Origin of the sequence: Paludibacterium paludis (assembly GCF_018802605.1) — a bacterium.
Classification (GTDB): Bacteria; Pseudomonadota; Gammaproteobacteria; order Burkholderiales; family Chromobacteriaceae; genus Paludibacterium; species Paludibacterium paludis.
Genome location: NZ_CP069161.1, coordinates 831,264 through 854,046 on the forward strand (window position 1 = coordinate 831,264; position 22,783 = coordinate 854,046).

24 protein-coding genes and 1 pseudogene are annotated in these 22,783 nt (G+C 63.0%); 17 read left to right on the forward strand and 8 right to left on the reverse strand.

All coding sequences use genetic code 11. The annotated features are described in order from the left end of the window. Positions 1-74: 74 nt before the first annotated feature. A complete protein-coding gene (locus tag JNO50_RS03685; protein WP_189536231.1) occupies positions 75-1,766 on the reverse strand; it encodes a THUMP domain-containing class I SAM-dependent RNA methyltransferase in 1,692 nt (563 codons plus the stop codon). Positions 1,767-1,883: 117 nt separating this feature from the next. Between JNO50_RS03685 and mutY the strand changes: the two are divergent. The 14 genes and pseudogenes from mutY to JNO50_RS03750 form a co-directional block, all read left to right on the forward strand. After that, positions 1,884-2,507, forward strand: a pseudogene (mutY, locus tag JNO50_RS19175) (A/G-specific adenine glycosylase); the annotation flags it as partial. An 82-nt stretch (positions 2,508-2,589) separates the two neighbouring features. Continuing rightward, on the forward strand, positions 2,590-2,937 hold the full coding sequence (locus JNO50_RS19180; protein WP_342357282.1) for an NUDIX domain-containing protein: 348 nt from the start codon (positions 2,590-2,592) through the stop codon (positions 2,935-2,937). A 3-nt stretch (positions 2,938-2,940) separates the two neighbouring features. Continuing rightward, positions 2,941-5,142, forward strand: coding sequence for a RelA/SpoT family protein (locus tag JNO50_RS03695; RefSeq protein WP_189536227.1), 2,202 nt, complete (start codon positions 2,941-2,943; stop codon positions 5,140-5,142). 110 nt (positions 5,143-5,252) lie between these two features. Beyond that, complete coding sequence (deoC, locus tag JNO50_RS03700; protein WP_189536225.1) at positions 5,253-6,020, forward strand: deoxyribose-phosphate aldolase; 768 nt, start codon at positions 5,253-5,255, stop codon at positions 6,018-6,020. A gap of 74 nt (positions 6,021-6,094) precedes the next feature. After that, complete coding sequence (gene deoA, locus JNO50_RS03705) at positions 6,095-7,426, forward strand: thymidine phosphorylase (protein ID WP_189536223.1); 1,332 nt, start codon at positions 6,095-6,097, stop codon at positions 7,424-7,426. Between the two features lie 28 nt (positions 7,427-7,454). Next, positions 7,455-8,669, forward strand: a complete 1,215-nt coding sequence (locus tag JNO50_RS03710; protein WP_189536221.1) for a phosphopentomutase — start codon at positions 7,455-7,457, stop codon at positions 8,667-8,669. Positions 8,670-8,693: 24 nt separating this feature from the next. Then, on the forward strand, positions 8,694-9,404 hold the full coding sequence (gene deoD, locus JNO50_RS03715; RefSeq protein WP_189536219.1) for a purine-nucleoside phosphorylase: 711 nt from the start codon (positions 8,694-8,696) through the stop codon (positions 9,402-9,404). Positions 9,405-9,716: 312 nt separating this feature from the next. Next, a complete protein-coding gene (gene rplM / locus JNO50_RS03720; protein WP_189536217.1) occupies positions 9,717-10,145 on the forward strand; it encodes a 50S ribosomal protein L13 in 429 nt (142 codons plus the stop codon). A gap of 16 nt (positions 10,146-10,161) precedes the next feature. Continuing rightward, a complete protein-coding gene (gene rpsI, locus JNO50_RS03725) occupies positions 10,162-10,554 on the forward strand; it encodes a 30S ribosomal protein S9 (protein ID WP_189536215.1) in 393 nt (130 codons plus the stop codon). Between the two features lie 157 nt (positions 10,555-10,711). After that, a complete protein-coding gene (argC, locus tag JNO50_RS03730) occupies positions 10,712-11,749 on the forward strand; it encodes an N-acetyl-gamma-glutamyl-phosphate reductase (RefSeq protein WP_215796482.1) in 1,038 nt (345 codons plus the stop codon). Between the two features lie 112 nt (positions 11,750-11,861). Further along, a complete protein-coding gene (gene erpA / locus JNO50_RS03735) occupies positions 11,862-12,194 on the forward strand; it encodes an iron-sulfur cluster insertion protein ErpA (RefSeq protein ID WP_215796557.1) in 333 nt (110 codons plus the stop codon). 61 nt (positions 12,195-12,255) lie between these two features. Beyond that, positions 12,256-13,113, forward strand: coding sequence for a CheR family methyltransferase (locus tag JNO50_RS03740; protein ID WP_189536209.1), 858 nt, complete (start codon positions 12,256-12,258; stop codon positions 13,111-13,113). Then, positions 13,110-14,375 (forward strand): D-amino acid dehydrogenase, encoded by a 1,266-nt coding sequence (locus tag JNO50_RS03745; RefSeq protein ID WP_189536207.1) that lies wholly within the window; start codon positions 13,110-13,112, stop codon positions 14,373-14,375. Before JNO50_RS03740 ends, JNO50_RS03745 begins: the two co-directional genes overlap by 4 nt. Continuing rightward, positions 14,372-14,764, forward strand: coding sequence for a group II truncated hemoglobin (locus JNO50_RS03750; protein ID WP_189536205.1), 393 nt, complete (start codon positions 14,372-14,374; stop codon positions 14,762-14,764). Before JNO50_RS03745 ends, JNO50_RS03750 begins: the two co-directional genes overlap by 4 nt. Positions 14,765-14,767: 3 nt before the next feature. Here the strand turns inward: JNO50_RS03750 and folB are convergent, their stop codons facing one another. Beyond that, the gene (gene folB / locus JNO50_RS03755; protein WP_189536203.1) at positions 14,768-15,127 is read right to left on the reverse strand and encodes a dihydroneopterin aldolase; all 360 of its coding nucleotides are present in this window, start codon (positions 15,125-15,127) and stop codon (positions 14,768-14,770) included. Between the two features lie 71 nt (positions 15,128-15,198). Here folB and plsY point away from each other — a divergent pair, with 71 nt between their 5' ends. The 3 genes from plsY to JNO50_RS03770 all read left to right on the forward strand — a co-directional run bounded on the left by plsY (position 15,199) and on the right by JNO50_RS03770 (position 17,023). Beyond that, a complete protein-coding gene (plsY, locus tag JNO50_RS03760; protein WP_189536201.1) occupies positions 15,199-15,831 on the forward strand; it encodes a glycerol-3-phosphate 1-O-acyltransferase PlsY in 633 nt (210 codons plus the stop codon). A 61-nt stretch (positions 15,832-15,892) separates the two neighbouring features. Continuing rightward, the gene (locus JNO50_RS03765; protein ID WP_189536199.1) at positions 15,893-16,306 is read left to right on the forward strand and encodes a hypothetical protein; all 414 of its coding nucleotides are present in this window, start codon (positions 15,893-15,895) and stop codon (positions 16,304-16,306) included. Between the two features lie 27 nt (positions 16,307-16,333). Continuing rightward, the gene (locus JNO50_RS03770; protein ID WP_189536197.1) at positions 16,334-17,023 is read left to right on the forward strand and encodes a DJ-1/PfpI family protein; all 690 of its coding nucleotides are present in this window, start codon (positions 16,334-16,336) and stop codon (positions 17,021-17,023) included. 1 nt (position 17,024) lies between these two features. Here the strand turns inward: JNO50_RS03770 and JNO50_RS03775 are convergent, their stop codons facing one another. From JNO50_RS03775 to nadA, 6 genes are all read right to left on the reverse strand, one after another. Further along, positions 17,025-17,984 carry a histone deacetylase family protein gene (locus JNO50_RS03775; RefSeq protein WP_189536195.1) on the reverse strand — a complete coding sequence of 320 codons (960 nt, stop codon included), beginning with the start codon at positions 17,982-17,984 and terminating at the stop codon, positions 17,025-17,027. Between the two features lie 157 nt (positions 17,985-18,141). Further along, a complete protein-coding gene (gene rpoS / locus JNO50_RS03780; protein ID WP_189536193.1) occupies positions 18,142-19,089 on the reverse strand; it encodes an RNA polymerase sigma factor RpoS in 948 nt (315 codons plus the stop codon). A 56-nt stretch (positions 19,090-19,145) separates the two neighbouring features. After that, positions 19,146-20,180 carry a peptidoglycan DD-metalloendopeptidase family protein gene (locus JNO50_RS03785; protein WP_189536190.1) on the reverse strand — a complete coding sequence of 345 codons (1,035 nt, stop codon included), beginning with the start codon at positions 20,178-20,180 and terminating at the stop codon, positions 19,146-19,148. Positions 20,181-20,266: 86 nt separating this feature from the next. Next, complete coding sequence (locus JNO50_RS03790) at positions 20,267-20,935, reverse strand: protein-L-isoaspartate(D-aspartate) O-methyltransferase (protein WP_189536188.1); 669 nt, start codon at positions 20,933-20,935, stop codon at positions 20,267-20,269. Further along, positions 20,920-21,663: a 5'/3'-nucleotidase SurE gene (surE, locus tag JNO50_RS03795; protein WP_215796483.1), complete on the reverse strand. Its 744-nt coding sequence runs from the start codon at positions 21,661-21,663 to the stop codon at positions 20,920-20,922. The genes JNO50_RS03790 and surE overlap by 16 nt, the downstream gene beginning before the upstream one ends. A 136-nt stretch (positions 21,664-21,799) precedes the next feature. Continuing rightward, positions 21,800-22,717, reverse strand: a complete 918-nt coding sequence (gene nadA, locus JNO50_RS03800) for a quinolinate synthase NadA (RefSeq protein ID WP_189536185.1) — start codon at positions 22,715-22,717, stop codon at positions 21,800-21,802. Positions 22,718-22,783 lie beyond the last annotated feature (66 nt).

The following is a 22,783-nucleotide window of genomic DNA, read 5'->3' on the forward strand; positions in this document are numbered from 1 at the left end:
GGGAACCTGACAATACGGGGGAAATCAGCGGAACCGTCCGGTGGGCTGGCCGGTTCCGCCAGTGGCGATGCCGTTCAGTCCCTGGACTCTTTGCGGGCGCTGCCGGCGGTCACCGGAATCTCGAACAGCCGGCAGTCGAGCGAACCGTTGAACAGCGGCACACGCCGCTTCGTGGTCAGGCGGATCAGTTTGGCCAGCCGCAGGTCGCCGGTGAACACGTGGGCGGTCCAGCCCGCGAAGTTGCGTTTGAGCCAGTCCCCGAGTTTCGGATAGAGGGCGGCGAGCGTTTCCTGCTCGTCAAGCCGCACGCCATAGGGCGGGTTGGTGACCAGCAGTCCTTCCGGCGCGGGAGGCGTCACGTCGAACAGGTCCGCGCAGCGCAGCGACACGGCATCGGCGAGCCCGGCGCGTTCGAGCGTGCGCGTGGCGATCGCGATCATGGCCGGGCTGTTGTCGCTGCCGTGGATGTTCAACGGCGCGATCGACTTGGCCGAGCGGGCGGCGTCGTCGCGGATCGCCTGCCAGGCGGCATCGTCGAAGTCCTGGAATTTTTCGAAGGCGAAACGGCGCTGGCGACCGGGGGCGCGGTTGAGCGCGATATCGGCGGCTTCGACGAGGAAGGTGCCGCTGCCGCACATCGGGTCGAGCAGCGGCTGGCTGCCGTCGTAGCCCGCCAGCCGCAGGATGCCGGCGGCGAGGTTTTCCCGGAGGGGAGCGTCGCCGGTCTCGTCGCGCCAGCCGCGCTTGAACAGCGCCTCGCCGCTGGTGTCCAGATAGATCGAGGCGGTATCGCGCGTGAGGAACACCTGTACGCGCATGTCCGGCGTGCGCGTGTCCACGCTCGGCCGGCCCAGCATCGCCTGACGGAAGCGGTCGCAGATGGCGTCCTTGACGGTCAGGGAGACGTAATCGAGGCTCTTGATCCGGGCGCCGGCGGCGTCGGTCTTGACCTTGATGGTGCGTTCAACGGAAAACCACGCCGGCCAGTCGACCTGCATGGCCAGGGCGTTGACGGCGCGTTCGCTCTGATAGGGGCCGCTCGCCAGTTTCACAAGAATGCGGCTTGCGCTGCGGCACCACAGGTTGGCGCGCATCATCAGGGCACGGTCGCCGCTAAAGGCGACCCCGCCGTCGGCGGGCTCGATCCCCTCGGCGCCCAGCGCCCGCAATTCGTCAGCCAGCACGGTTTCGAGGCCGCGCGGGCAGGGAGCGAAATAGCTCAGGGAGATGGCGGCGCGCTTGCCGCGCCTTGGCGCGCTGTCGTCCCGCGGCGGTCCGGACCGGCTGCCGCGGCTGTCGCGATTGTCATCGTTGCGGCGGGTGATGAACGGCGTTTTGGTCGCGCCGGCATTGCCGGACGGGGCGGCGTCGCGTTTTTGGCCGAACGGTTTGTCGGTTCTGTCGCGCGAGGGTTGTCGCTTGCCGTGCGCGCCCGGATGCGGCGCGGCGCGGTCGTCGCGGCGATCGTCCTCGCGGCGGGAGATGAACGGCGCTTTCATCGGTCCGCCTTTTGCGGCCGGCGTGTCGGCCGGGGAGCGATCTTTTCCGGCGGGTGGCGTGTTCCGCGGTCCCGTTTGCCGGGCGAGCGGCTTGTCCGACGCTTTGGGCGCGGGGGCGCGCGGATCCTGGGCGCCGCGAGGCGAAGCGGGAGCCGCTGGGCCGGCGCGTTCGTCGGCGCTGTCATCGCGTTCCGGACCGAACTGGCGGCGCGGCTGGTTGACATCGCGGCGCTGGCTGGCGCGTTGGCGGGCGCGGAATGTGGCCATGGTGAATCCTTTGAGAACAATGCGCCATTTTAGCGGATTTTTGAGCGGGTTTCTTGGTCAACTCCACCCCTTTCGGGTACTATCTTCTGTTCGATTGCATTCTGGCAGGACCAACTTGTGGAGCATTCCTTTGCCGAGAGGCTGATCGCCTGGCAGAAGGTTCACGGCCGTCACGGCCTGCCATGGCAGGTCGACGATCCCTACCGTGTCTGGCTGTCCGAAATCATGCTGCAGCAGACTCAGGTGGCCACCGTGCTCGGTTATTACGCGCGTTTTCTTGCTCGTTTCCCGACCGTCGCAAGCCTGGCCGCCGCGCCGCTGGACGACGTGCTGGAGTCCTGGAGCGGACTGGGCTACTACACCCGGGCACGCAACCTGCACAAGGCGGCGGTGATGATCATGGAGGAGTTCGGCGGCGAGTTTCCCGGCGAGCGTGAACAGATCGAGCGTCTGCCCGGAGTCGGTCGCTCGACCGCCGCGGCCATCGCCGCGTTCGCCTTCGGGCGGCGCGAGGCCATTCTCGACGGTAATGTCAAACGGGTGCTGACGCGGGTTTACGGCATAGCGGGTTTTCCCGGTGAGAAGCGTGTGGAAAACCGTTTGTGGGAACTTGCTTTGAGTCTGTTGCCCGAATCCGATATCGCCGCCTACACTCAGGGCTTGATGGACCTGGGGGCCACGGTGTGCACGCGCGGCGCCCGCGCCGCCTGTACCGTCTGCCCGATGGTCGACCGGTGCGTGGCGGCGCGCGAGGGGCGGGTTGGCGAGTTGCCGACATCCCGCCCGAAAAAAAACCAATCCGACGCGCCACACGGTGATGATGATGGCCGTGCACGACGGCAAGGTGCGGTTGTGCCGCCGTCCGCCGTCCGGCATCTGGGGCGGTCTGCTGTCCCTGCCGGAGTTCGCCGCCAGCGGCGAGGCCGAAGCCTGGCTCGACGCGCACGGAGAGGGCGATGTCCTGCCTGCGTGGGCGGAATTCGAGCATGTGTTTTCGCATTACAAGCTGATCATCACCCCCTTGCCCGTGGTGATGACGCGCTGTGATGCCGGAGCCTCCGAGCCGGGCGATGTATGGTTGCCCCTCGATGGCGCCGCCGAAGCCGGAGTGCCAGCGCCGGTGCGGCGGCTGTTGCTGAAGCTGACCAATCCAGACAGAACGCTTGACTGACCTATGGTATCCGTTGTCCGAACCGTTGCCGATACGCTTGCCGACGCCGCCGATACGCGTCGTTGGCTCGAGCACCTTGCCGCCTCGCTGCCCGACCGGGAAAGCGAGCTGCTGATCCGCGCTTTCGACGCCGCGAGCGAGATGTACCGCGACAAAACGGTGCCGGTCACCGGCGAGGACCTGTTCAGTCATGCCGTTTCGGCGGCGGCCATCGTCGCGGATCTGAACCTGCTGACCGACGCGATCGTGGCGACCTTATTGTTCCGAGTGCCGGACTTCCGGGACGACTGGCAGGAATGGCTGGCCGCGAACTTCAACAAGACAGTGGTCATGCTGGTCGACGGCGTCAATCGAGTGCGCCGCCTGACCGAAGTGGCGCGCATCGATCGCCTGGATACACCCGAAGAGCGGGCGCGCCAGGCCGAAACCATGCGCAAGATGCTGCTGGCGATGGTCGAGGACATCCGGGTGGTGCTGATCAAGCTCGCCTGGCGCACGCAGACCATGCACTATCTGCCCGAGTGTCCGGAGCCGGTGCGCCGGCAGATCGCCCAGGAGACCATGGACGTGTTCGCGCCGCTGGCCAACCGCCTTGGCGTCTGGCAGATCAAGTGGGAGCTGGAGGATCTGGGGTTCCGCCACATGGAGCCCGAGGATTACAAGAAAATCGCCAAGCTGCTCGATGAGCGCCGGCTGGAGCGGATCGATTACATCGAGCGGGTGCTCGTCGACTTGCGCAAGGCGTTGGCCGATGCCGGCATCAAGGGCGAGGTGGCGGGGCGGCCGAAGCACATCTACAGCATCTGGCGCAAGATGCGCAAAAAGAACCTCGATTTCGCCGAACTGTACGATATCCGCGCGGTGCGCGTGCTGGTCGAACGCATGCAGGACTGCTACACGGTGCTCGGACTGATCCACAGCATGTGGCAGCCGATTCCCGGTGAATTCGACGACTATATCTCCCATCCGAAGGCCAACGATTACCGCAGCCTGCACACCGCGGTCATCGGTCCGGACGACCGTGGCATCGAAGTGCAGATCCGCACCTTCGAAATGCACGAACACGCCGAGTTCGGCGTCGCGGCGCACTGGCGCTACAAGGAAGGCGGCAAGGGCGACGCCCGGTACGAGGAAAAAATCGCCTGGCTGCGCCAACTGCTCGACTGGCGCGAGGAGATGTCGGACAGGAGCGGCCTGGCCGAAGCCTTCAAGACCGAGCTGTTCACCGACACCATTTACGTGCTGACGCCGGCCGGGCGGGTACTGTCGTTGCCGCAGGGCGCGACCCCGATCGACTTCGCCTACGCCCTGCATTCGGATCTTGGCCACCGTTGCCGCGGCGCCAAGGTCGAGGGGCAGATCGTGCCGCTGTCGACACCGCTCGAGAACGGCCAGCGCGTGGAAATCCTCGCCGCCAAGGAAGGCGGCCCGAGCGTCAACTGGCTGCATGAAGGCTGGGTGAAGAGTCACCGCGCGATCTCGAAGATCCGTCAGTATATCCGCATGCAAAACGCCGATGTGGTGAGGGAAACCGGGCGGCAACTGTTCGAACGCGAATTGGCCCGCCATCCGCATCACAAGCTCAATCTGTCGACGCTCACGGAAAAACTCGGTTACGAGAAGCTCGACGAAGTCTACGGCGCGCTCGGCCATGGCGAGCTGACCATGCGCTCGGTCGCCCAGGCGCTGGAAAGCCTGTCGCCGGCTCCGGTGCGGGAGGTGACGGCCGAGGATGTGGTGCGGGCCAGCAAGGGCGGACACGACGCGGGCGGCATTCTCATCGAGGGCGTGGACAACCTGATGACGGTGTTGGCCAAGTGCTGCAAGCCCGCGCCGCCGGACAGCGTGGTGGGCTTCGTGACGCGTGGCCGCGGCATCTCCATCCATCGCAGCCACTGCCTGACGCTCAAGCGCCTGTCGGTGGAGGCGCCCGAACGGTTGATCGCGGCGGATTGGGGCGACCAGCGCAACAGCGTGTTTCCCATCGACGTCGAGGTGACGGCGCAGGACCGTCCGGGCATGCTCCGGGATATTTCCGATGTGTTCTCGCGCGAAAAGCTCAATGTGATCGGCGTGAACACCATGAGCCGTGACCTGCGCACCCGTTTGCGCTTCACGGTGGAAGTGAGGCAGGTCAATGAGATCAGCCGGGTACTCGCGCGCGTGCTTGAAGTCTCCGGCGTGCAGGAAGCGCGGCGGCTGTGACCCGGAACGCCACAATATGGCGGTCTGGCAATTGATTTCACGTGAAGATAATGTTCATAATTTCCTTTTTGCAAGCGCCGTTTGGCGCAAGTGTCTGAAAGAAAACCACGATGTCCGATCTGATTCTGGCGGCTCGCCGCGCTCTCTCCCTGATGGACCTGACCACGCTGAACGACGACGACTCCGACGTCAAGGTGGCCGAGTTGTGCCGCAAGGCGGCGGGTCCGGCAGGCCGCGTGGCGGCTGTGTGCGTGTATCCGCGTTTTGTCCCCGTTGCCAAGAAGACCCTGACCGAACAAGGTTCGCCCGAAGTCCGGGTCGCCACGGTGACCAATTTCCCCGCCGGCGGTGAAGATGTCGCGATCGCCGTGGCGGAAACCCGCGCGTCGATCGCCTACGGCGCCGACGAAGTGGATGTGGTGTTCCCCTATCGCGCGCTGATGGCGGGCAATACCGCGCTGGGCGAAGAGCTGGTGCGCGCCTGCAAGGCGGCCTGCCAGGGCCGAACGCTCAAGGTGATCATCGAAAGCGGCGAGCTGAAGGATGCCGTCCTGATCCGCGAAGCCAGCCTGATCTCGATCAGCGCCGGCGCCGATTTCATCAAGACCTCGACCGGCAAGGTGCCGGTCAACGCCACGCTGGAAGCCGCGCGCATCATGCTCGAAGCGATCCGCGACACCGGCGCGACCTGCGGCTTCAAGGCGGCGGGCGGCGTGCGCAGCGCCGAAGAGGCGGCCGAATACCTGGCGCTGGCCGATGGCCTGATGGGCGAAGCCTGGGTGACCCCGGCGCATTTCCGCTTCGGCGCGTCCAGCCTGCTCGCCAATCTCGAAGCCACTCTGGGCCATGGCAAGGGCGGCGACGCCACGGGCTACTGATCCCGAAATCCTGTCGACGGGCCAGCCGACCCAGGCCGGCCCGTTCCCGTTGTTATCGCGAAGGAGGGCAGCGCATGTTTCTGCCGCAAGAATTCATCAGCAAAAAACGCGACAACCTGCCGCTGTCGGATGACGATATCCGCGCGTTCGTCGCGGGCATCAAGGATGGCTCCGTGGCCGAGAGCCAGATCGCCGCGTTCGGCATGGCGGTGTATTTCAACGGTCTGTCCATGGACGAGAACGTCACGCTGACGCTGGCGATGCGCGACTCGGGCCGCCGCATGCGCTGGGACGACCTCGGGCTCGATGGTCCGGTGGTCGACAAGCATTCCACCGGCGGGGTCGGCGACGTGGTGTCGCTGATGCTCGGGCCGATGGTCGCCGCCTGCGGCGGCTATGTGCCGATGATCTCCGGGCGCGGCCTGGGGCACACCGGCGGCACGCTCGACAAGCTGTCCGCGATCCCCGGTTACGATCCTTTCCCGTCGGCCGACGAGTTTCGCCGTCTGGTGAAGGAAGTGGGTGTGTCGATCATCGGCCAGACCGACGATCTGGCGCCCGCGGACCGGCGCTTTTACGCGACGCGCGATATCACCGCCACCGTCGAGTCCATTCCGCTGATCACCGCGTCCATTCTCTCCAAGAAACTGGCCGCCGGCCTCGACTCCCTGGTGATGGACGTGAAAACCGGCACCGGGGCGTTCATGCCCACCCTGGAAAAATCCATCGCGCTGGCGCGGCGCATCGTCGAGGTGGGCAACGGCGCGGGCGTGGCCACCAGCGCGCTGGTGACCGATATGAACCAGCCCCTGGCCACCACCGCCGGCAATTCGCTCGAGACGATCGAGGCGGTGCGTTACCTCAAGGGCGAACACCGGGCCGCGCGCCTGCACGAGATCACCATGGCGCTGTGCGCCGAGATGCTGATCGCCGGTTCGCTGGCCCGCGATGAAGCCGAGGCGCGCGGCAAGCTGCAGCACGCGCTCGATTCGGGCCGCGCCGCCGAGGTTTTCGGGCGGATGGTCGCCGAAATGGGCGGGCCGGCCGATTTCATGGACGCGCCGGAACGTCATCTGGAGGCCGCGCCGATCATCCGCCCGGTCTATGCTGACAGGGCGGGTTTCGTGTCCTCGATGGACACCCGCGGTCTGGGCATGGCCGTGTGCGCGCTCGGCGGCGGACGACGCCAGTCGGGCGATACGCTCGACTACCGTGTCGGCCTCTCCCATTTTGTCGAACTGGGTCAGTCGCTGACCTTGGAGACGCCGCTGGCCATGGTGCACGCCGCCAGCGAAGAGAGCTGGCAGGAAGCCGCGCGCCGGGTACGCGCCTCGGTGGCGCTGGCCGACGAAGCGCCGACGGTCAATCCGCTGGTGCACCGCATTATCCGCCGGGACGCGATTTGAGCGCGCCCCGGGCCGCAGGAGACACACAATGAAACGCGCCATCATCCTGATTCTCGATTCCCTCGGCATCGGCGCCGCGGATGACGCCGAACGCTTCGGCGACGTGGGAAGCAATACGCTCGGCCATATCGCGATGCGTTGCGCGCAAGGCGATGCCGATATCGGCCGCCAAGGGCCGCTGACGCTGCCCAACCTGTCGCGTCTTGGCCTGGCTCACGCGACGGAGCTGTCCAGCGGGTATTTCCCCGAAGGCATGGAGCGGGTGGAACCGGTTGCCGCCTGGGGGTACGCCAATGAGTTGTCCTCCGGCAAGGACACACCCTCCGGCCATTGGGAGATCGCCGGAGTGCCGGTGCTGTTCGACTGGGGGTATTTCACCGACCGGGAAGCGAGCTTCCCGGCGGAACTGCTCGAACGCATCGTTCACGAGGCGAAGCTGCCCGGCTATCTGGGCAATTGCCATGCCTCGGGCACCGAGATTCTCGACCGCCTGGGCGAAGAGCACATGGCCAGCGGCAAGCCGATTTTCTATACCTCGGCCGACTCGGTGTTCCAGATCGCCTGCCATGAGGAAACCTTCGGCCTTGAACGGCTTTACGAGGTATGCCGTGTCGCCCGGGCGGCGCTGGAGCCCTATAACATAGGCCGCGTGATCGCCCGTCCGTTCGTGGGCGCGGGGCGCGGCGCGTTCAGTCGCACCGGCAACCGCAAGGATCTGGCGGTGGAGCCGCCGGCCGATACGGTCCTGAAAAAGCTCGCCGACGCCGGAGGCGAGGTGGTGTCGATCGGCAAGATCGCCGATATCTACGCCCACGTCGGGATCACCCGCAAGGTCAAGGCCACCGGACTTGACGCGCTGTGGGATGCCACGCTGGAAGAAACCGCGCGCGCGCCGGACCGCAGCATCGTGATGACCAATTTCGTCGATTTCGATTCGAGTTTCGGCCACCGCCGGGACGTCGCCGGCTACGCGGGGGCGCTGGAGGCGTTCGACAAACGTCTGCCCGAGATCATGGCGCAGTTGCGCGAGGGCGATATCCTCATCCTCTCCGCCGATCATGGCTGCGATCCGACCTGGCCGGGTTCCGATCACACGCGCGAACACATTCCCGTGCTGTGCTACGGCCCCGGCGTCAAACCCGGTTCCATCGGTCCCCGGAAAACCTTCGCCGATATCGGCCAGACCGTGGCGCGCCATCTGGGGTTGCCTCCGATGGATTACGGCACCGCGTTCATCGATTGATACGACACAACAAGGAAATACACTATGCCCACTCCTCATATCAGCGCCCAACCGGGAGATTTTGCCGATATCGTTCTGATGCCGGGCGACCCCCTGCGTGCCCAGGTGATCGCCGACACCTATCTGGACGATGCGCGCCTGGTGACCTCCGTGCGCAATATGTTCGGTTACACCGGCTTTTACAAAGGGCGCCGCGTATCGATCATGGCTCATGGCATGGGCATTCCATCGTGCAGCATCTACACCACCGAGCTGATCCGCGAATACGGTGTCAAGACGCTGATCCGCATCGGCTCGTGCGGAGCGGTCACCTCCGATCTCAAATTGCGCGACATCGTCATCGCCATGGGCGCCTCGACCGACAGCAAGGTCAACCGCATGCGTTTTATGGACCATGACTGGGCCGCCATCGCCGACTATGACGTGCTCAGCGCGACGGTCGACACGGCGCGCGAACTGAACAAGGCGTTCCGCGTGGGCAATGTGTTCTCGGCGGACCTGTTCTATTCGGCCCAGCCGCAAATGCTGGACATCATGGCGCGCATGAAGGTGCTCGCCGTGGAAATGGAGCTGGCCGGCATCTATGGCGCCGCCGCCGAGCTTGGCGCCCGTGCCATGGGGATTCTTACCGTGTCGGACATCATCCCGACCGGCGAGCAGACCACGGCCGAAGAGCGCCAGACCAGCTTCCACGACATGATGCAGATCGCCCTGGAAACCACGCTCAAGCTGTGATTACGGTGGCTGTGCGGCGGTGGTGTGGATTTTATACTGCGCTGCACAAAAAAAACTTGCCAAAGAAGGATAGGGTGGAGATAATCTGAATTGCATCAGGGCGTTGCATGTCAATGCGCGTTTTGGTGTTGTCTCCTCCATCCTCCTTCTTTAAGGTGGAACTTGGCGCAATCAGCATCGATTGCGCCTTTTTTTTGCCGGATTTCCGGGCGCCTCCGCGGCGGCGGTTTTTTGTTGTCGCACAATGGTTTGACAGAGTTTTTGGCCTGTAATAGAATCCGTAACTTTCAAGAATTACGATGGAAGAGTTCCATGAAGACCTTTTCTGCCAAGCCGCATGAGGTAAAGCGCGAGTGGTACGTGGTCGACGCCACCGATATGGTGCTCGGTCGACTGGCCGCTGAAGTCGCGCGCCGTCTGCGTGGCAAGCACAAGCCGGAGTTCACTCCGCACGTCGATACCGGCGACTACATTGTTGTCGTCAACGCCGACAAGCTGCGCGTTACCGGCGCCAAGGCGCTGGACAAGAAATACTATCGCCACACCGGCTACCCCGGCGGTATCAAAGAACGCACCTTCACGGAACTGCACAACCAGTTCCCGGGCCGCGTCCTGGAAAAAGCCGTCAAAGGCATGCTGCCGAAGGGTCCGCTGGGCTACGCCATGATCAAGAAGCTCAAGGTGTATGCCGGTACGGAGCATCCGCACAGCGCCCAACAGCCCAAAGTGCTGGAAATCTGATTTCGAGGCAACATAGATGAACGGTAAATATTACTACGGTACCGGCCGTCGCAAGAGCTCTGTAGCACGCGTTTTCATGCAAAAGGGCAGCGGCCAAATCATCGTCAACGGCAAGCCGGTTGACGAATACTTCGCCCGCGAGACCGGCCGCATGGTTATCCGCCAGCCGCTGGCTCTGACCGAGCATTCCGAATCCTTCGACATCAAGGTCAACGTGGTTGGCGGCGGTGAAACCGGCCAGGCCGGCGCGATCCGTCACGGCATCACCCGCGCCCTGATCGATTTCAGCGCCGAACTGAAACCGGCTCTGTCCAACGCCGGCTTCGTTACCCGCGACGCCCGCGAAGTCGAACGTAAGAAAGTCGGCCTGCGCAAGGCACGCCGCGCCAAGCAGTTCTCCAAGCGCTGATACGCTTGTCGAACGCCGCGCCAAAAAGCCACCCCTGGGGTGGCTTTTTTCTTGTCCGCATTTTCCTTCCGTGCGTTGGCCGAATACACTGGCATCGCTTGCCTCGTTTTCCCGCTTGGGCCTAAAATGTCGATATTGCGACATTTATTTACAAAAGGTGAATGGCATGATCAAGGTGGGAATTGTCGGTGGGACCGGGTATACCGGCGTCGAACTGCTGCGTCTTCTGGCACTGCATCCCCACGCGAAAGTGTGTGCCGTCACATCGCGCAAGGAAGCGGGCATGCGCGTCGACGCCATGTATCCGAGCTTGCGCGGTTACACCGATGTGGTGTTTTCCACGCCGGAGGACGCCGGGCTCGGCGAGTGCGACGTGGTGTTCTTCGCGACGCCCAACGGCATTGCCATGGGCGAGGCGCGGGCGTTGCTTGATGCGGGGGTGCGGGTGATCGACCTGGCCGCCGATTTCCGGATCGGCAACGTGGCCGAGTGGGAGGCATGGTACGGCATGCGCCATGCTTCCCCGGAGTTGGTCGCCGAAGCCGTTTACGGACTTCCCGAGGTCAATCGCGAGGCCATCTGCGGCGCGCGGCTGGTGGCCAATCCCGGATGTTACCCGACGGCCGTGCAGTTGGGATTCCTGCCCCTGATCCAGTCGGACGCGATCGCGCTGGACAGTTTGATCGCCGATTGCAAATCCGGCGTGTCGGGAGCGGGGCGCAAGGCCGAAGTCTCGTCGCTGCTGGCCGAAGCCGGCGATTCCTTCAAGGCTTACGGTGTCGCCGGGCACCGCCACTTGCCTGAAATCCGCCAGGGGCTTTCGCGGGTGGCGGGCGAGCCGGTCGGACTGACCTTTGTGCCCCATCTGACGCCGATGATCCGCGGCATTCATGCCACACTCTACGCCCGTCTGGTGCGCGACGTGGATCTGCAGGACGTGTTCGAATCGCGCTATGCCAACGAACGTTTTGTCGATGTGCTGCCGGCCGGCAGCCACCCCGAAACGCGTTCGGTGCGGGGAGGCAACCTGTGCCGGATCGCGGTGCACCGGCCGCAGGGCGGCGATACGGTGGTGGTGCTGTCGGTGATCGACAATCTGGTCAAGGGGGCGGCCGGCCAGGCGGTGCAGAACATGAACCTGATGTTCGGTTTTGCCGAGGATGCCGGACTCGGGATCGTTCCGTTGCAGCCGTGACGCTTGAAAACTGGTCAGACGGCCCTATATCCGACTAAAATAGTAGGATGAACCGCCGATAACCGGTGCAATCGATTAAGTGAGGTTTACCATGAGCACTGCCGCAACCGAAATGCCGAGCCCGATCAATTTTACCGACAGCGCTTGCGCCAAGGTACGCGATCTGATCGCCGAGGAAGGCAATCCCGATCTGAAACTGCGCGTGTTCGTCACCGGCGGCGGCTGCTCCGGTTTCCAGTACGGATTCACCTTCGACGAGATCGTCAATGAGGACGATACCCCGATCGATCGCGATGGCGTCACCTTCCTCGTGGATCCGATGAGCTACCAGTACCTGGTCGGCGCCGAGATCGATTACCAGGAGGATCTGAACGGTTCGCAGTTCGTGATCCGTAATCCGAACGCGCAAACCACCTGCGGCTGCGGATCGTCGTTCTCGGTTTGAGGATAACGAGCTATGATAGAAGCCCGGGCCTGATTCCCGGGCTTTATCATATGTGAGCGACATGAACAAGCTGCCACCTATCCAATTGCCCAAAATCGAATTCGCCCGCGAGTTCACGTTTTCCGATGCCGATTTCGAACGCGTCCGCAAAATCATCTACAAGGAAGCGGGCATCTCGCTCAATCCGTCCAAAAAGGACATGGTCTATGGCCGGCTGGTGCGCCGGATCCGGGAGCTGAAACTGGCGGGCTTTTCCGCCTATGTGGATTTGCTCGAGTCGTCCGGCGGCAAGCGCGAATTCGAACAGTTCGTCAACGCGCTGACAACCAATCTGACGTTTTTCTTTCGGGAAGAGCATCACTTCCCCATCCTTGCCGAGCATCTGAAAAAGAAAACCGGCACGGGCGAAATCAGCATCTGGTGCTCCGCGGCCTCAACGGGCGAAGAGCCCTATTCGCTGGCGATGACCGCCCTTGAAGCGTTTCCCGGCGCGTCGCGCCCGAACATCAGTATTCTTGCCACCGATCTTGATACCAGTGTGCTGGAAACCGGAAGAAAGGGCATTTACAGCGCCGACAAGGTCGCGCGCCTGCCTCCGGGCCATGCGGTGAAATACTTCGACAAGTTGCCCGACGGCAATTATCAGGCCAAGGCCCTGCTGCGCAACATGATCACGTTCAGCCGGCTCAATCTGATCGAACCGAACTGGCCGATCCGCAAAACCTTCGATGCGATCTTTTGCCGTAATGTGATGATCTATTTCGATCGCGAAACCCAGCACAAGATCCTCAAGCGTTTCTCGCCCTTGCTCAAACCGGACGGATTGCTCTTTGTCGGCCATTCGGAAAACTTTTACTTCGCGGCCGATACTTTCCGGCTTCGCGGCAAAACAGTCTACGAACATACGCCAAAAACATGAAAATCCTTGTGTTGGGCGCCGGCGTCGTCGGCGTCTCGACGGCCTGGTTCCTGGCGCGCCAGGGGCATGAAGTGGTTGTGGTGGACAGGGCGGCGGGAGCCGCGCGGGAAACCAGCTTCGCGAACGGTGGGCAAATTTCGGTCGGCCAGTCCGAACCCTGGGCCAATCCCTCCGCGCCCTGGAAAGTCCTCAAATGGCTGCTGCGCGACGATGCGCCGCTCCTGTTCCGTCTGAAGCTCGATCCCGCGCAATGGGAGTGGGGTCTGCGTTTTCTTGGCGAGTGCCTGCCGGGGCGCTGGCAGCGCAATATGGCACAGATGGTCGCGTTGGGCTCGTTCAGCCAGGAGGCGTACCGGGAAATAGCCGGACATGCCGGACTCGATTTTGATCACGCCAAGGCCGGCATCATGACGCTGTTCAGCACGCAACGGGAGCTCGATGAAGGCGCGCAGCGTTGCGCGAGACTCGCCGAACTGGGTATCGAGCGCCGTCTGGTTTCGCGCGAGGAGATGGTGGCCATCGAGCCTGCGCTCGCCTGTCTTGCCCCGACGCTGGCCGGCGGCGCCTGGTGTCCCGGCGACGAATCCGGCGATGTTCACCGGTTCACCACCGGGCTTGCCGAGTCGGCGGCGCGCATGGGGGTCTCCTTCCTGTTTCAGACCCGCGTCAATGCCCTGCTTCCCGAAGGAGGGCGGATCACCGGTGTGTCCGTCACGGGACCCGACGGCCACTACCGGATCCTGACGGCCGATCGCTATGTCCTGGCGGCCGGCAGCTATTCGCCGCAACTGGCCGCCACCGCCGGTTTGCGTCTTCCGGTGTATCCCGCCAAAGGCTACTCGGCGACGGTGCCCGTGTCCGGGGACGGTTCCTCCGCACCGGTGGTCAGCCTGACCGACGAATCCCACAAACTGGTGTTTTCCCGCTTGGGGCAGCGCTTGCGCATTGCCGGCACCGCGGAGCTGGCGGGATATTCGCCAACGCTGAACACGCGCCGTTGCCAAGCACTGCTGACCCGCGCGCGGCAGTGCTTCCCGGATGCCGCCCAATGGGAGTGCGCCGAGTTCTGGAGCGGTCTGCGTCCGGCGACTCCCGGCAATGTGCCGCTGATCGGTGCGACCCGGTACGGCGATCTGTACCTCAATACCGGCCATGGCACCTTGGGCTTCACCGAAGGGCCGGGCTCGGGCAAGGCGCTGGCCATGCTGATCGACGGACGCGATCCGGGTATCGATTTCGATTTTCTGGGAATGAAACAATGACGGTAAGGGAAATGACGCCGTATGAGCTGCTCGGCGGCGAAGGCGTGGTTCGGTGGTTGACCGATCGTTTTTACGACATCATGGACAGCGACCCGGAGGTCAGGACATTGCGGGACATGCATCCGGCGGATCTGTCCGGCTCCCGGCAGAAGCTGTTCATGTTCCTGTCCGGCTGGCTGGGCGGTCCGCAACTGTTCGTCGAGGCGTTCGGTCATCCCCGGCTGCGCATGCGCCACATGCCGTTCGCGGTCGACAGCGCGGCGCGCGATCAGTGGATGCGCTGCATGCGCCAGGCCGTCGGCGAGCTGATTGTCGAGGACTGGCTCAAGGACAAGCTCGTGGAGTCGTTCTACAACACCGCGGACTTCATGCGCAACCGCGAAGGCTGACACTCAGCGCGGACGGTGCCCGCGCTCGATTTGCACGCCGACGGCGCGCACTTCCGGCAGGATGCCGGGCTTGGTGACCGCCACCTTGACCCAAGGCGCGCCGAACTCGTCGCGAATGAAGCGGGCGATGAACTCGGCCAGCGCCTCGACCAGCAGGAAGTGCTGCAGGGCAAGCACTTCGCGCACCCGTTCGGCGACGACCGCGTAATGAATCGTGTCGCCGATGTCGTCCGTGTGGCAGGGGACTTCGCTGGGAATGCCGATCTCCAGATCCAGCAACACGGTCTGGGGCGCCTTGCGCTCCCAGTCGTACACGCCGATAACCGTCTGGGCGCGCATTTCTCGTAAAAAAATGATATCCATTCGAGCAAGACAGTTGGGGTTTACTGTCCAATACCGTAAAATTCGAAGTTTTCCATTCTAGTGGATCTGTCATGAGCACGACAGCTTTTGCGTTTATTCTTGCCTCTTACCTGATCGGCTCGCTGTCGTTCGCCGTGATTGTCAGCCGTCTCATGGGCATGGCCGATCCGCGTTCATACGGTTCGGGCAATCCGGGCGCCACCAATGTCCTCCGAAGCGGCAAGAAGCTCGCCGCGCTGCTGACATTGATCGGCGACGGCGCCAAGGGCTGGGTCGCCGTTTTCCTGACGGCCAGCCTTGGCGCGACGTACGGTCTTGGCCAGCAGGAGATCGCGTTGAGCGGCCTTGCCGTGCTCATCGGTCACATGTGGCCGGTCTTTTTCGGCTTCAAGGGCGGCAAGGGCGTGGCCACGGCGGTGGGGGTGCTGTTCGGTTTCAGTCCGTGGCTGGCGCTCGCCTGTCTTGCCACCTGGCTTTTCATGGCCGTGGTGGTGAAGATCTCGTCGCTGTCCGCGCTGACCGCGGCGGTACTCGCGCCAGTGTACGCCTTTTTCATTGTCGGCACGCAAGGACCTTACTTCGGAACGTGTCTGATCATTGCCATTTTGGTGGTGCACCGGCACAAATCCAACCTGATCAATCTGTTGAGCGGGCGCGAAGACAAGATCGGCGCCAAGGCCGACGATCAATCGGCCAATCGCTGAAAAAGGGGCCGATGGCCCCTTTTTTCGTCTCTGGCGCTGGACATCGCAAAAGGGTGCGGCCATGGTGAAAAAAGCGTTGCTGTTCTGGGCGGCATGGCTCTGCGCGAGCCCGGCCCTGGCGGACGCCCCGCAAGGTCTGGGGCCGTCATGCCCGGATCTGTCCATCGCCGGCATCGAAAGCCGCGACGACGTGCTGCGTTTCATCGCGCGGCTCAAGACCGCGGCCGAGGCGCGTGATGCGAGGGCGCTGATCGGTCTGACTCATTTTCCGGTGCGGGTGAGCGGACGCCCGATGGGGCGCTCCCAGGCGATGCGTTCGGCGAAGCATGTGTTCACGGACAAGGTATACCGGGCGATCCTCGGCCAGGATCCTGCGCAGCTTTTCTGCAATTACCAGGGCGTGATGATCGGCAACGGGCAGATCTGGTTCTCGGCCTTCAACGGGAGGCCGGCCATCATCGCCATCAACCGCTGAGGCGGATCGCAAGGAAGGAGCCCCACCATGAAAACCTCCCGGCATTTCGGTTTGCTGCTGTTCCCCGGTGTGACACAGCTGGATCTGACCGGCCCGGCCGAAGTGTTCGGCTCCGTGCCCGACGCGCAACTGCACCTGATCTGGAAAGACCGTGTGCCGGTGGCGACCGGGCATGGGTGGCGGATCGAGCCGACCACAACCTTCGCCGACTGCCCGCAATTGGACGTGCTGTGCGTTCCGGGCGGAAGCGGTCAGATTGCCCTGATGGATGACGAGGAGACGCTCGACTTCCTGAGGCGTCAGGCTCAGGGCGCCCGCTATGTGACGTCGGTGTGCACGGGATCCCTGGTATTGGCCGCCGCGGGACTGCTACGGGGCTATCGCGCCGCCTGCCATTGGATGTCGCGAGACCAGCTGGCATTGCTGGGGGCGATCCCCGATGCGCGGCGCATCGTGATGGACCGCAATCGCATCACGGGAGGCGGAGTGACGGCGGGGATCGATTTCGGTCTTTTTCTGGTGGCCCTGCTGTGCGGAGAGGACGTGGCGCGCGGCATTGCGCTCGCCATCGAATACGACCCGCACCCGCCGTTCGAGGCGGGAGTGCCGGAACACGCCGGCGAGGCGCTGGTGCGACGGGTCGAGCAAGACGCCGAACGGCGCCAGGCACTCCGGATGGCGGCGACGCTCAGGGCCGCCAAACGGCTGGGGCTCTGACTCAGAAATCCGACAGCGCCTTGACGTGGACGGCGACGCTGCGGGCGAGCGACGAGAGGTCATAGCCGCCTTCCAGCACCGACACGATGCGTCCCTGGCAATACAGGTCGGCGATCTGGATCAGATGGCGGGTGACCCACTCGTAGTCCGATTCGGTGAGTCCGATCGATCCCATGTCGTCTTCGCGATGCCCGTCGAAGCCCGCCGAAATGAACAGCATCTGAGGCTGGAATTCGTGCAGCGCGGGCAGCCAGATGGTTTCGACGGCTTCGCGGAATTCGCGCCCCGTGCTCCCGGCCTTGAGCGGCACATTGTGCATGTTCGGACCCAGCGGGGCATCGCCGCAATAAGGGTAAAAGGGATGCTGGAAGGTCGAGACCATCATGACCCGCGGATCGTCCCGGAAAATCTCTTCCGTCCCGTTGCCGTGGTGCACGTCAAAATCGATGATGGCGACCCGTTCCAGTTTGTACGCGGAGAGTGCGTGCGCCACACCGATGGCGACGTTGTTGAAAAAACAGAAACCCATCGACTTGGCGCTTTCGGCGTGATGGCCTGGAGGGCGCACCGAGCAGAACGCATTGGGCGCCTTTTGCTCGCAGACCAGATCCACGGCCGTGATGACCGCGCCCGCCGCATGACGCGCGGCACTGAGGGTTCCCGGGGACATGGCGGTGTCCGGATCCATGCGGAAGGTGCCGGTGGTCGGCGCGCAAGCCTCGATATAATCGACGTAGCGGGGGGGGTGCACGCGCGCCAGTTGCAGCTCCGTGACCGGCGCGGCCTCGACTTCCTGGAGACTGTCCAGGATCTGGCTGGCCATCAGTTGATCCCGGATGGCGACAAGCCGTTCGGGGCACTCTGGGTGACCGACGCCCATATTGTGGGTCAGGCAGTCCGGATGGGTGACAAAAGCGGTGAGGCCGGTGCTGTGCCAACGATTCTTTAACCAGGTAAACACGCGACGCAGTCCTTGGGTATGCAAGTGGTCTTGTTAAATAGTGCGCTGAAGCGGCGAACAATGCAATCCGTATGTTTGCTTGGTATCTATATGGCTTATTTCTTGCTCATAGACAAAAAAAACCCCGGAGAACCCGGGGCGTGTCGATCATGTCGCGTCAGAGCAGATAGTCCTTGGAAATTCCCTTGCGGCGCAGGATGCGGCGCAATTGCTCAAGTCCCTCGATCTGGATCTGGCGCACGCGTTCGCGTGTCAGGCTGAGCGTGGCGGCCAACTCCTCGAGCGTTGAGATTTCGTGCCCGTTAAGGCCGTAGCGCCGCTCGATGACCATGCGCTGCTTGTCGTTCAGCTGGCTCATCCAGTCATGGACAAACCGTTCGAGCTGAGTGTTGTGCAGCTGCAGTTCCGGTTCTTCGTGTTGCTCGTCGGGAATCGATTCGCCAATGGAGAGCATGGGATCGATATCCAGGGGGGCATCCAGCGAAGCCATTCGTTCGTTCAAGTTCATTACCCGGCGCACGTCGTCGACCGGTTTACCGACTTGCTGGGCGATTTCTTCGAGGGTCGGCTCCCGGCCGATCTGGCTCTCAAGATGCCGTGATGCGCGCAGGTAGACGTTCAGTTCCTTGATGACATGAACCGGCAGCCGGATAGTGCGCGACTGGTTCATGATCGCGCGCTCGATGCTTTGGCGGATCCACCAGGTGGCGTAAGTGGAAAAACGGAAGCCGCGTTCGGGATCGAATTTTTCCAGGGCGTGCATCAGGCCGATATTGCCTTCCTCGACCAGGTCGAGCAGAGCAAGGCCGCGGTTGATGTAGTGCTTGGCGATGTTGACGACGAGCCGCAGGTTGTGCTCGATCATCTTTTGCCTGGCTTCGAACTCGCCGTTGACGACCCGGCGCGCCAGTTCGAGTTCTTCCGCCGGTGTCAGCAAGGCGTTGTTGCCGATATCGTTAAGGTAGATCTGGGTGACATCGGCGACTTCATCGTGAACGTACTGGGTTTCGGCCGCCTCCTCGGTGTCGGCTTCTGCCGCGGTTTCTTCCGTCAGCTCCTCTTCGCCAAGCTCTTCGTCTTCGAGAATATCAGTTTCATTGCTCATGGCTTCCCCCGCCTGATTGAATCCCTGTGCTAGCGGGGGAGTCCGTTCCCCCCCGATCAGGGTTTTTTGTCCAGATACTGCATCGGATCAACCGGTTTGCCGAAGCGGCGAATTTCGAAATGTAGTTTTACCTGATCCGCATCGGTGTTGCCCATTTCGGCAATTTTCTGCCCTTTCTTGACGGACTGCCCCTCCTTGACCAGTAGTTGACTGTTGTGCGCATACGCGGAAAGGAAAGTCTTGTTGTGCTTGATGATGATCAGTTTGCCGTAGCCACGCAGGCCGTTGCCGCTGTACACCACCTTGCCTTCTCCGGCTGCCAGCACCGCCTGTCCGCTGCGGCCGCCGATATCAAGACCTTTATTACTATCCGAGTAGCCCTTTAGCATCTTCCCTTCGGTAGGCCATATCCAGTTTACCGAGTCTTCGTCGGCCGCCGCCGGTTTCTCGCTTGCAGCGGCCGATGCCGGCGCCGTGGCGCGGGCCTGGCTTGCCTCGCGCTTTTTCCCTTCGACCGCTGGGCCGCTGGCATCGGCTTTGGGTGCCGAAACCGTTGTCTTGCCGTTGACGCCTTCGCTCTGGCTGGCGATCTTTTTGGCGGCATCGGCCGAGTAGGGCAGTTTCAAGGCCTTGGGATAGGTCTTGACCGCCGTTCCCGACTGGCCGGCCGCTGCGCTGGCGACCGGCGCCTCTGCCACCGCGGCTCCTGTCGCGCCGCCCTCGGGAGGTGTCAGCCGCAAGGTCTGACCCGCCTTGATGTTGTAGTCGGGCAAATTGTTCCATTTCGCCACATCCTGGTATTTCAGCCCGTGGTTGAGCGAAATGCGGAACAGGTTTTCACCGGGTTGCACCACGTACGCGCCGGACCCTTGCGCGGCCGGCGCCGTTCTCAGCGGCGCGCCTTGCCGGTAGGGCGTTGCCTTGGCCGTTGTCGTGTCCGGCTCCCGGGCCGGAGCCTTTACCGACGGCGCCGTGCCTGCCGGCCGTTCCACCGGAGCCGGTTGTTGAACCATGGTGGTGCATGCCGCCAGAGCCGCCAGAGGCAGCATTCTGACGATACGCGCCAGCGTTCCGAACCGCTTTCCTGTCATTCCAAGATTTTTATATGCTAGTCGGTATGTTTTGTAAATTGTCCGACAGAGAAGGTATGTCGGATAATTGTTAAAATTCTTTGTCATTAGCTGCGTCCCGGTAGCAAAGGTACGAATTTCACCGGATCCAGCCGGGTTTTGTGCATCCCCTGGCTGGTGTTCTCTATAAGCCACAAATGTTGCTCGGTATCGCCGATCGGCATTATCAGCCGCCCGCCCGGCGCCAGCTGGGCGACCAGCGCATCCGGCAGGGCCTTGGCGGCCGCGGTCATTATGATGCCATCGAAAGGGGCGGCCTCCGGCAGACCGAAATGGCCGTCGCCGTGAACGAGTCGCGCCTGCACGAGCCGCGCCGCGCGCAGATTCTGCCGCGCGGTATCCAGCAGCGCGGCGACGCGTTCGATGGAGTAGACTTCCGCCCCCATTTTCAGCAACACGGCGGTCTGGTACCCGCAGCCGGTGCCGATTTCGAGGATTTTTCCGGACTGGCGCCCGGCGAACAGCAGTTCCGTCATGCGTGCCACGGTCAGCGGCTGGGAGATCGTCTGGCCGTGTCCGATGGGGAGCGAAACGTCGTCGTAAGCCCGTGTTGCCAGGGCCTGATCGACGAACAAATGACGGGGAACTTCATACAAGGCTGCCAGTACCCTTTCATCCTTGACTCCGGATTGGCGTAATCGTTCCACCATACGCATCCGGGTCCGGTTGGACAGCATGCCGTAATCCGTACGCGCGGGGGTCAGGGGTTGAGCCATGTATCGAGTCCGTCCAGTTGGCTGTGTGCCGTCAGGTCGATCATCAGGGGGGTGATCGACACGCAACGGTTGGCGAGCGCGCAGAAGTCGGTGCCATCGCCGGCATCCGCCTCCTTGCCCACCGGACCGATCCAGTAGATGGTCTGGCCACGCGGATCGGCGGCCTTGATCACCGGTTCGGCCGCATGGCGGCGCCCAAGCCGCGTGATCCGGGTGCCGGCCAGATCCCCGGGCGGGATGTCGGGCACATTGACGTTGAGCAGCACCGGTTTTTCGAAGGGGTCGGCCTTGAAGCGTTCGACGAGGCGGTCGACGATGCCGGCCGCCGTGGCGAAGTGGCGGCCGGAGTAGCCTGCCAGCGAAACGGCGACCGAGGGAATGCCCAGCAGGTAACCTTCCGTCGCCGCGGCCACCGTACCGGAGTAGAGTGTGTCGTCGCCGGCATTGGGACCATGATTTATCCCGGAAAACACCATGTCGGGTGGCGAGTCGAGCAGGCCCGTCACCGCCAGGTGTACGCAATCGGTCGGCGTTCCGTTGACGTAATGGAAGCCGCTGGGCGCTTCGCGCACCCTCAGGGGGCGGTCAAGCGTCAGGGAGTTGCTGGCGCCGCTGCGGTCGCGCTCGGGTGCGACCACGATCACTTCGCCATGGCGCGCGAGCGTTCTGGCAAGCACGGCAATTCCCTCGGCATTGTAGCCATCGTCATTGCTGATCAGAAACTTCATCGGTGCCTTTCCTGGGAAACGTGCTGATTGTATCCCCCCAGCGAGTCCAAGAAAACAGTGTATGGGACGGCACTTTGTCCGGTTGGCGGCGCGTGTCGCAAAAAACCCGCCAGGAAGGCGGGTTCGCGAGCAAGGATCAGAGGGTGTAACGTCGGCTGAATTCGAGCATGCGCTCGACGGGTTTTCTGGCCGCCTCGATCGCCTCGGGGCTCAGATAGTCGATGACGAGACCCTCTCCCTGTTGCGCGCGCCGCACAGCTTCGACCGTGTTCATCTTCATGTACGGACAGGAGTTGCACTGGCAGCCGGCGTAGATCGGCGCTTGCCTCAAATCGAGGTCCGGTCGCGCGAGGCCCATGTTGTAGAGGATACCGTCCTCGGTCGCCACGAAAATGACATCCTTGGGGTTGCCCTCATACTGTTTCACCCAGTTGAGCATGCCGGAGGTCGAGCCGACGTATTCGGCCTGCTTGAGCACGGGCAGGGGACTTTCCGGGTGGGCGATCAGATGCGATGCCCCCGGTACGGCATTGAGCGCCTCATTGAGCGCCGCTTCATTGAACTTGTCGTGAACCTCGCAGACGGCAGACCATAAAGGCATATCATAGCCATACTGATAATTCAGATAGGCGCCCATGTTGCGATCCGGAGAGAACATGACTTTCTTGCCCTCGCCAATCAGGTGGGCAATGATGTCATCGACATTGCGGCTAGTGACAATCCAGTCGGACAGGGCCTTATGCTCGGCGCTGGAGTTGATGTAGGCGACATGCACGTGATCGGGGTGGCTGTCGCGCCAGCGCTTCAGGGCGACGATATCGGTCTGGGTCACCAACGAACAGGTGGAGCCGGCGTCGGGAAGAATCACGGTGGCGGCGGGGTTGAGAATCTTGGCGGTTTCGGCCATGAAGCGCACGCCGGCGAAAACGATGGTGTCGGCCTCGGCCTCCCTGGCGAACAGGGACAGCTCCAGGCTGTCGCCGACCTTGTCGGCCATCTGCTGGATTTCGGGCTGGGTGTAATAGTGGGCGAGTGTGACGACTCGTTTCGTCATGATGATGCGGCTCCCGTTGCGACGAGAGTCGCAACGCGTCATATTGATGCGACGCAATAAATGGTT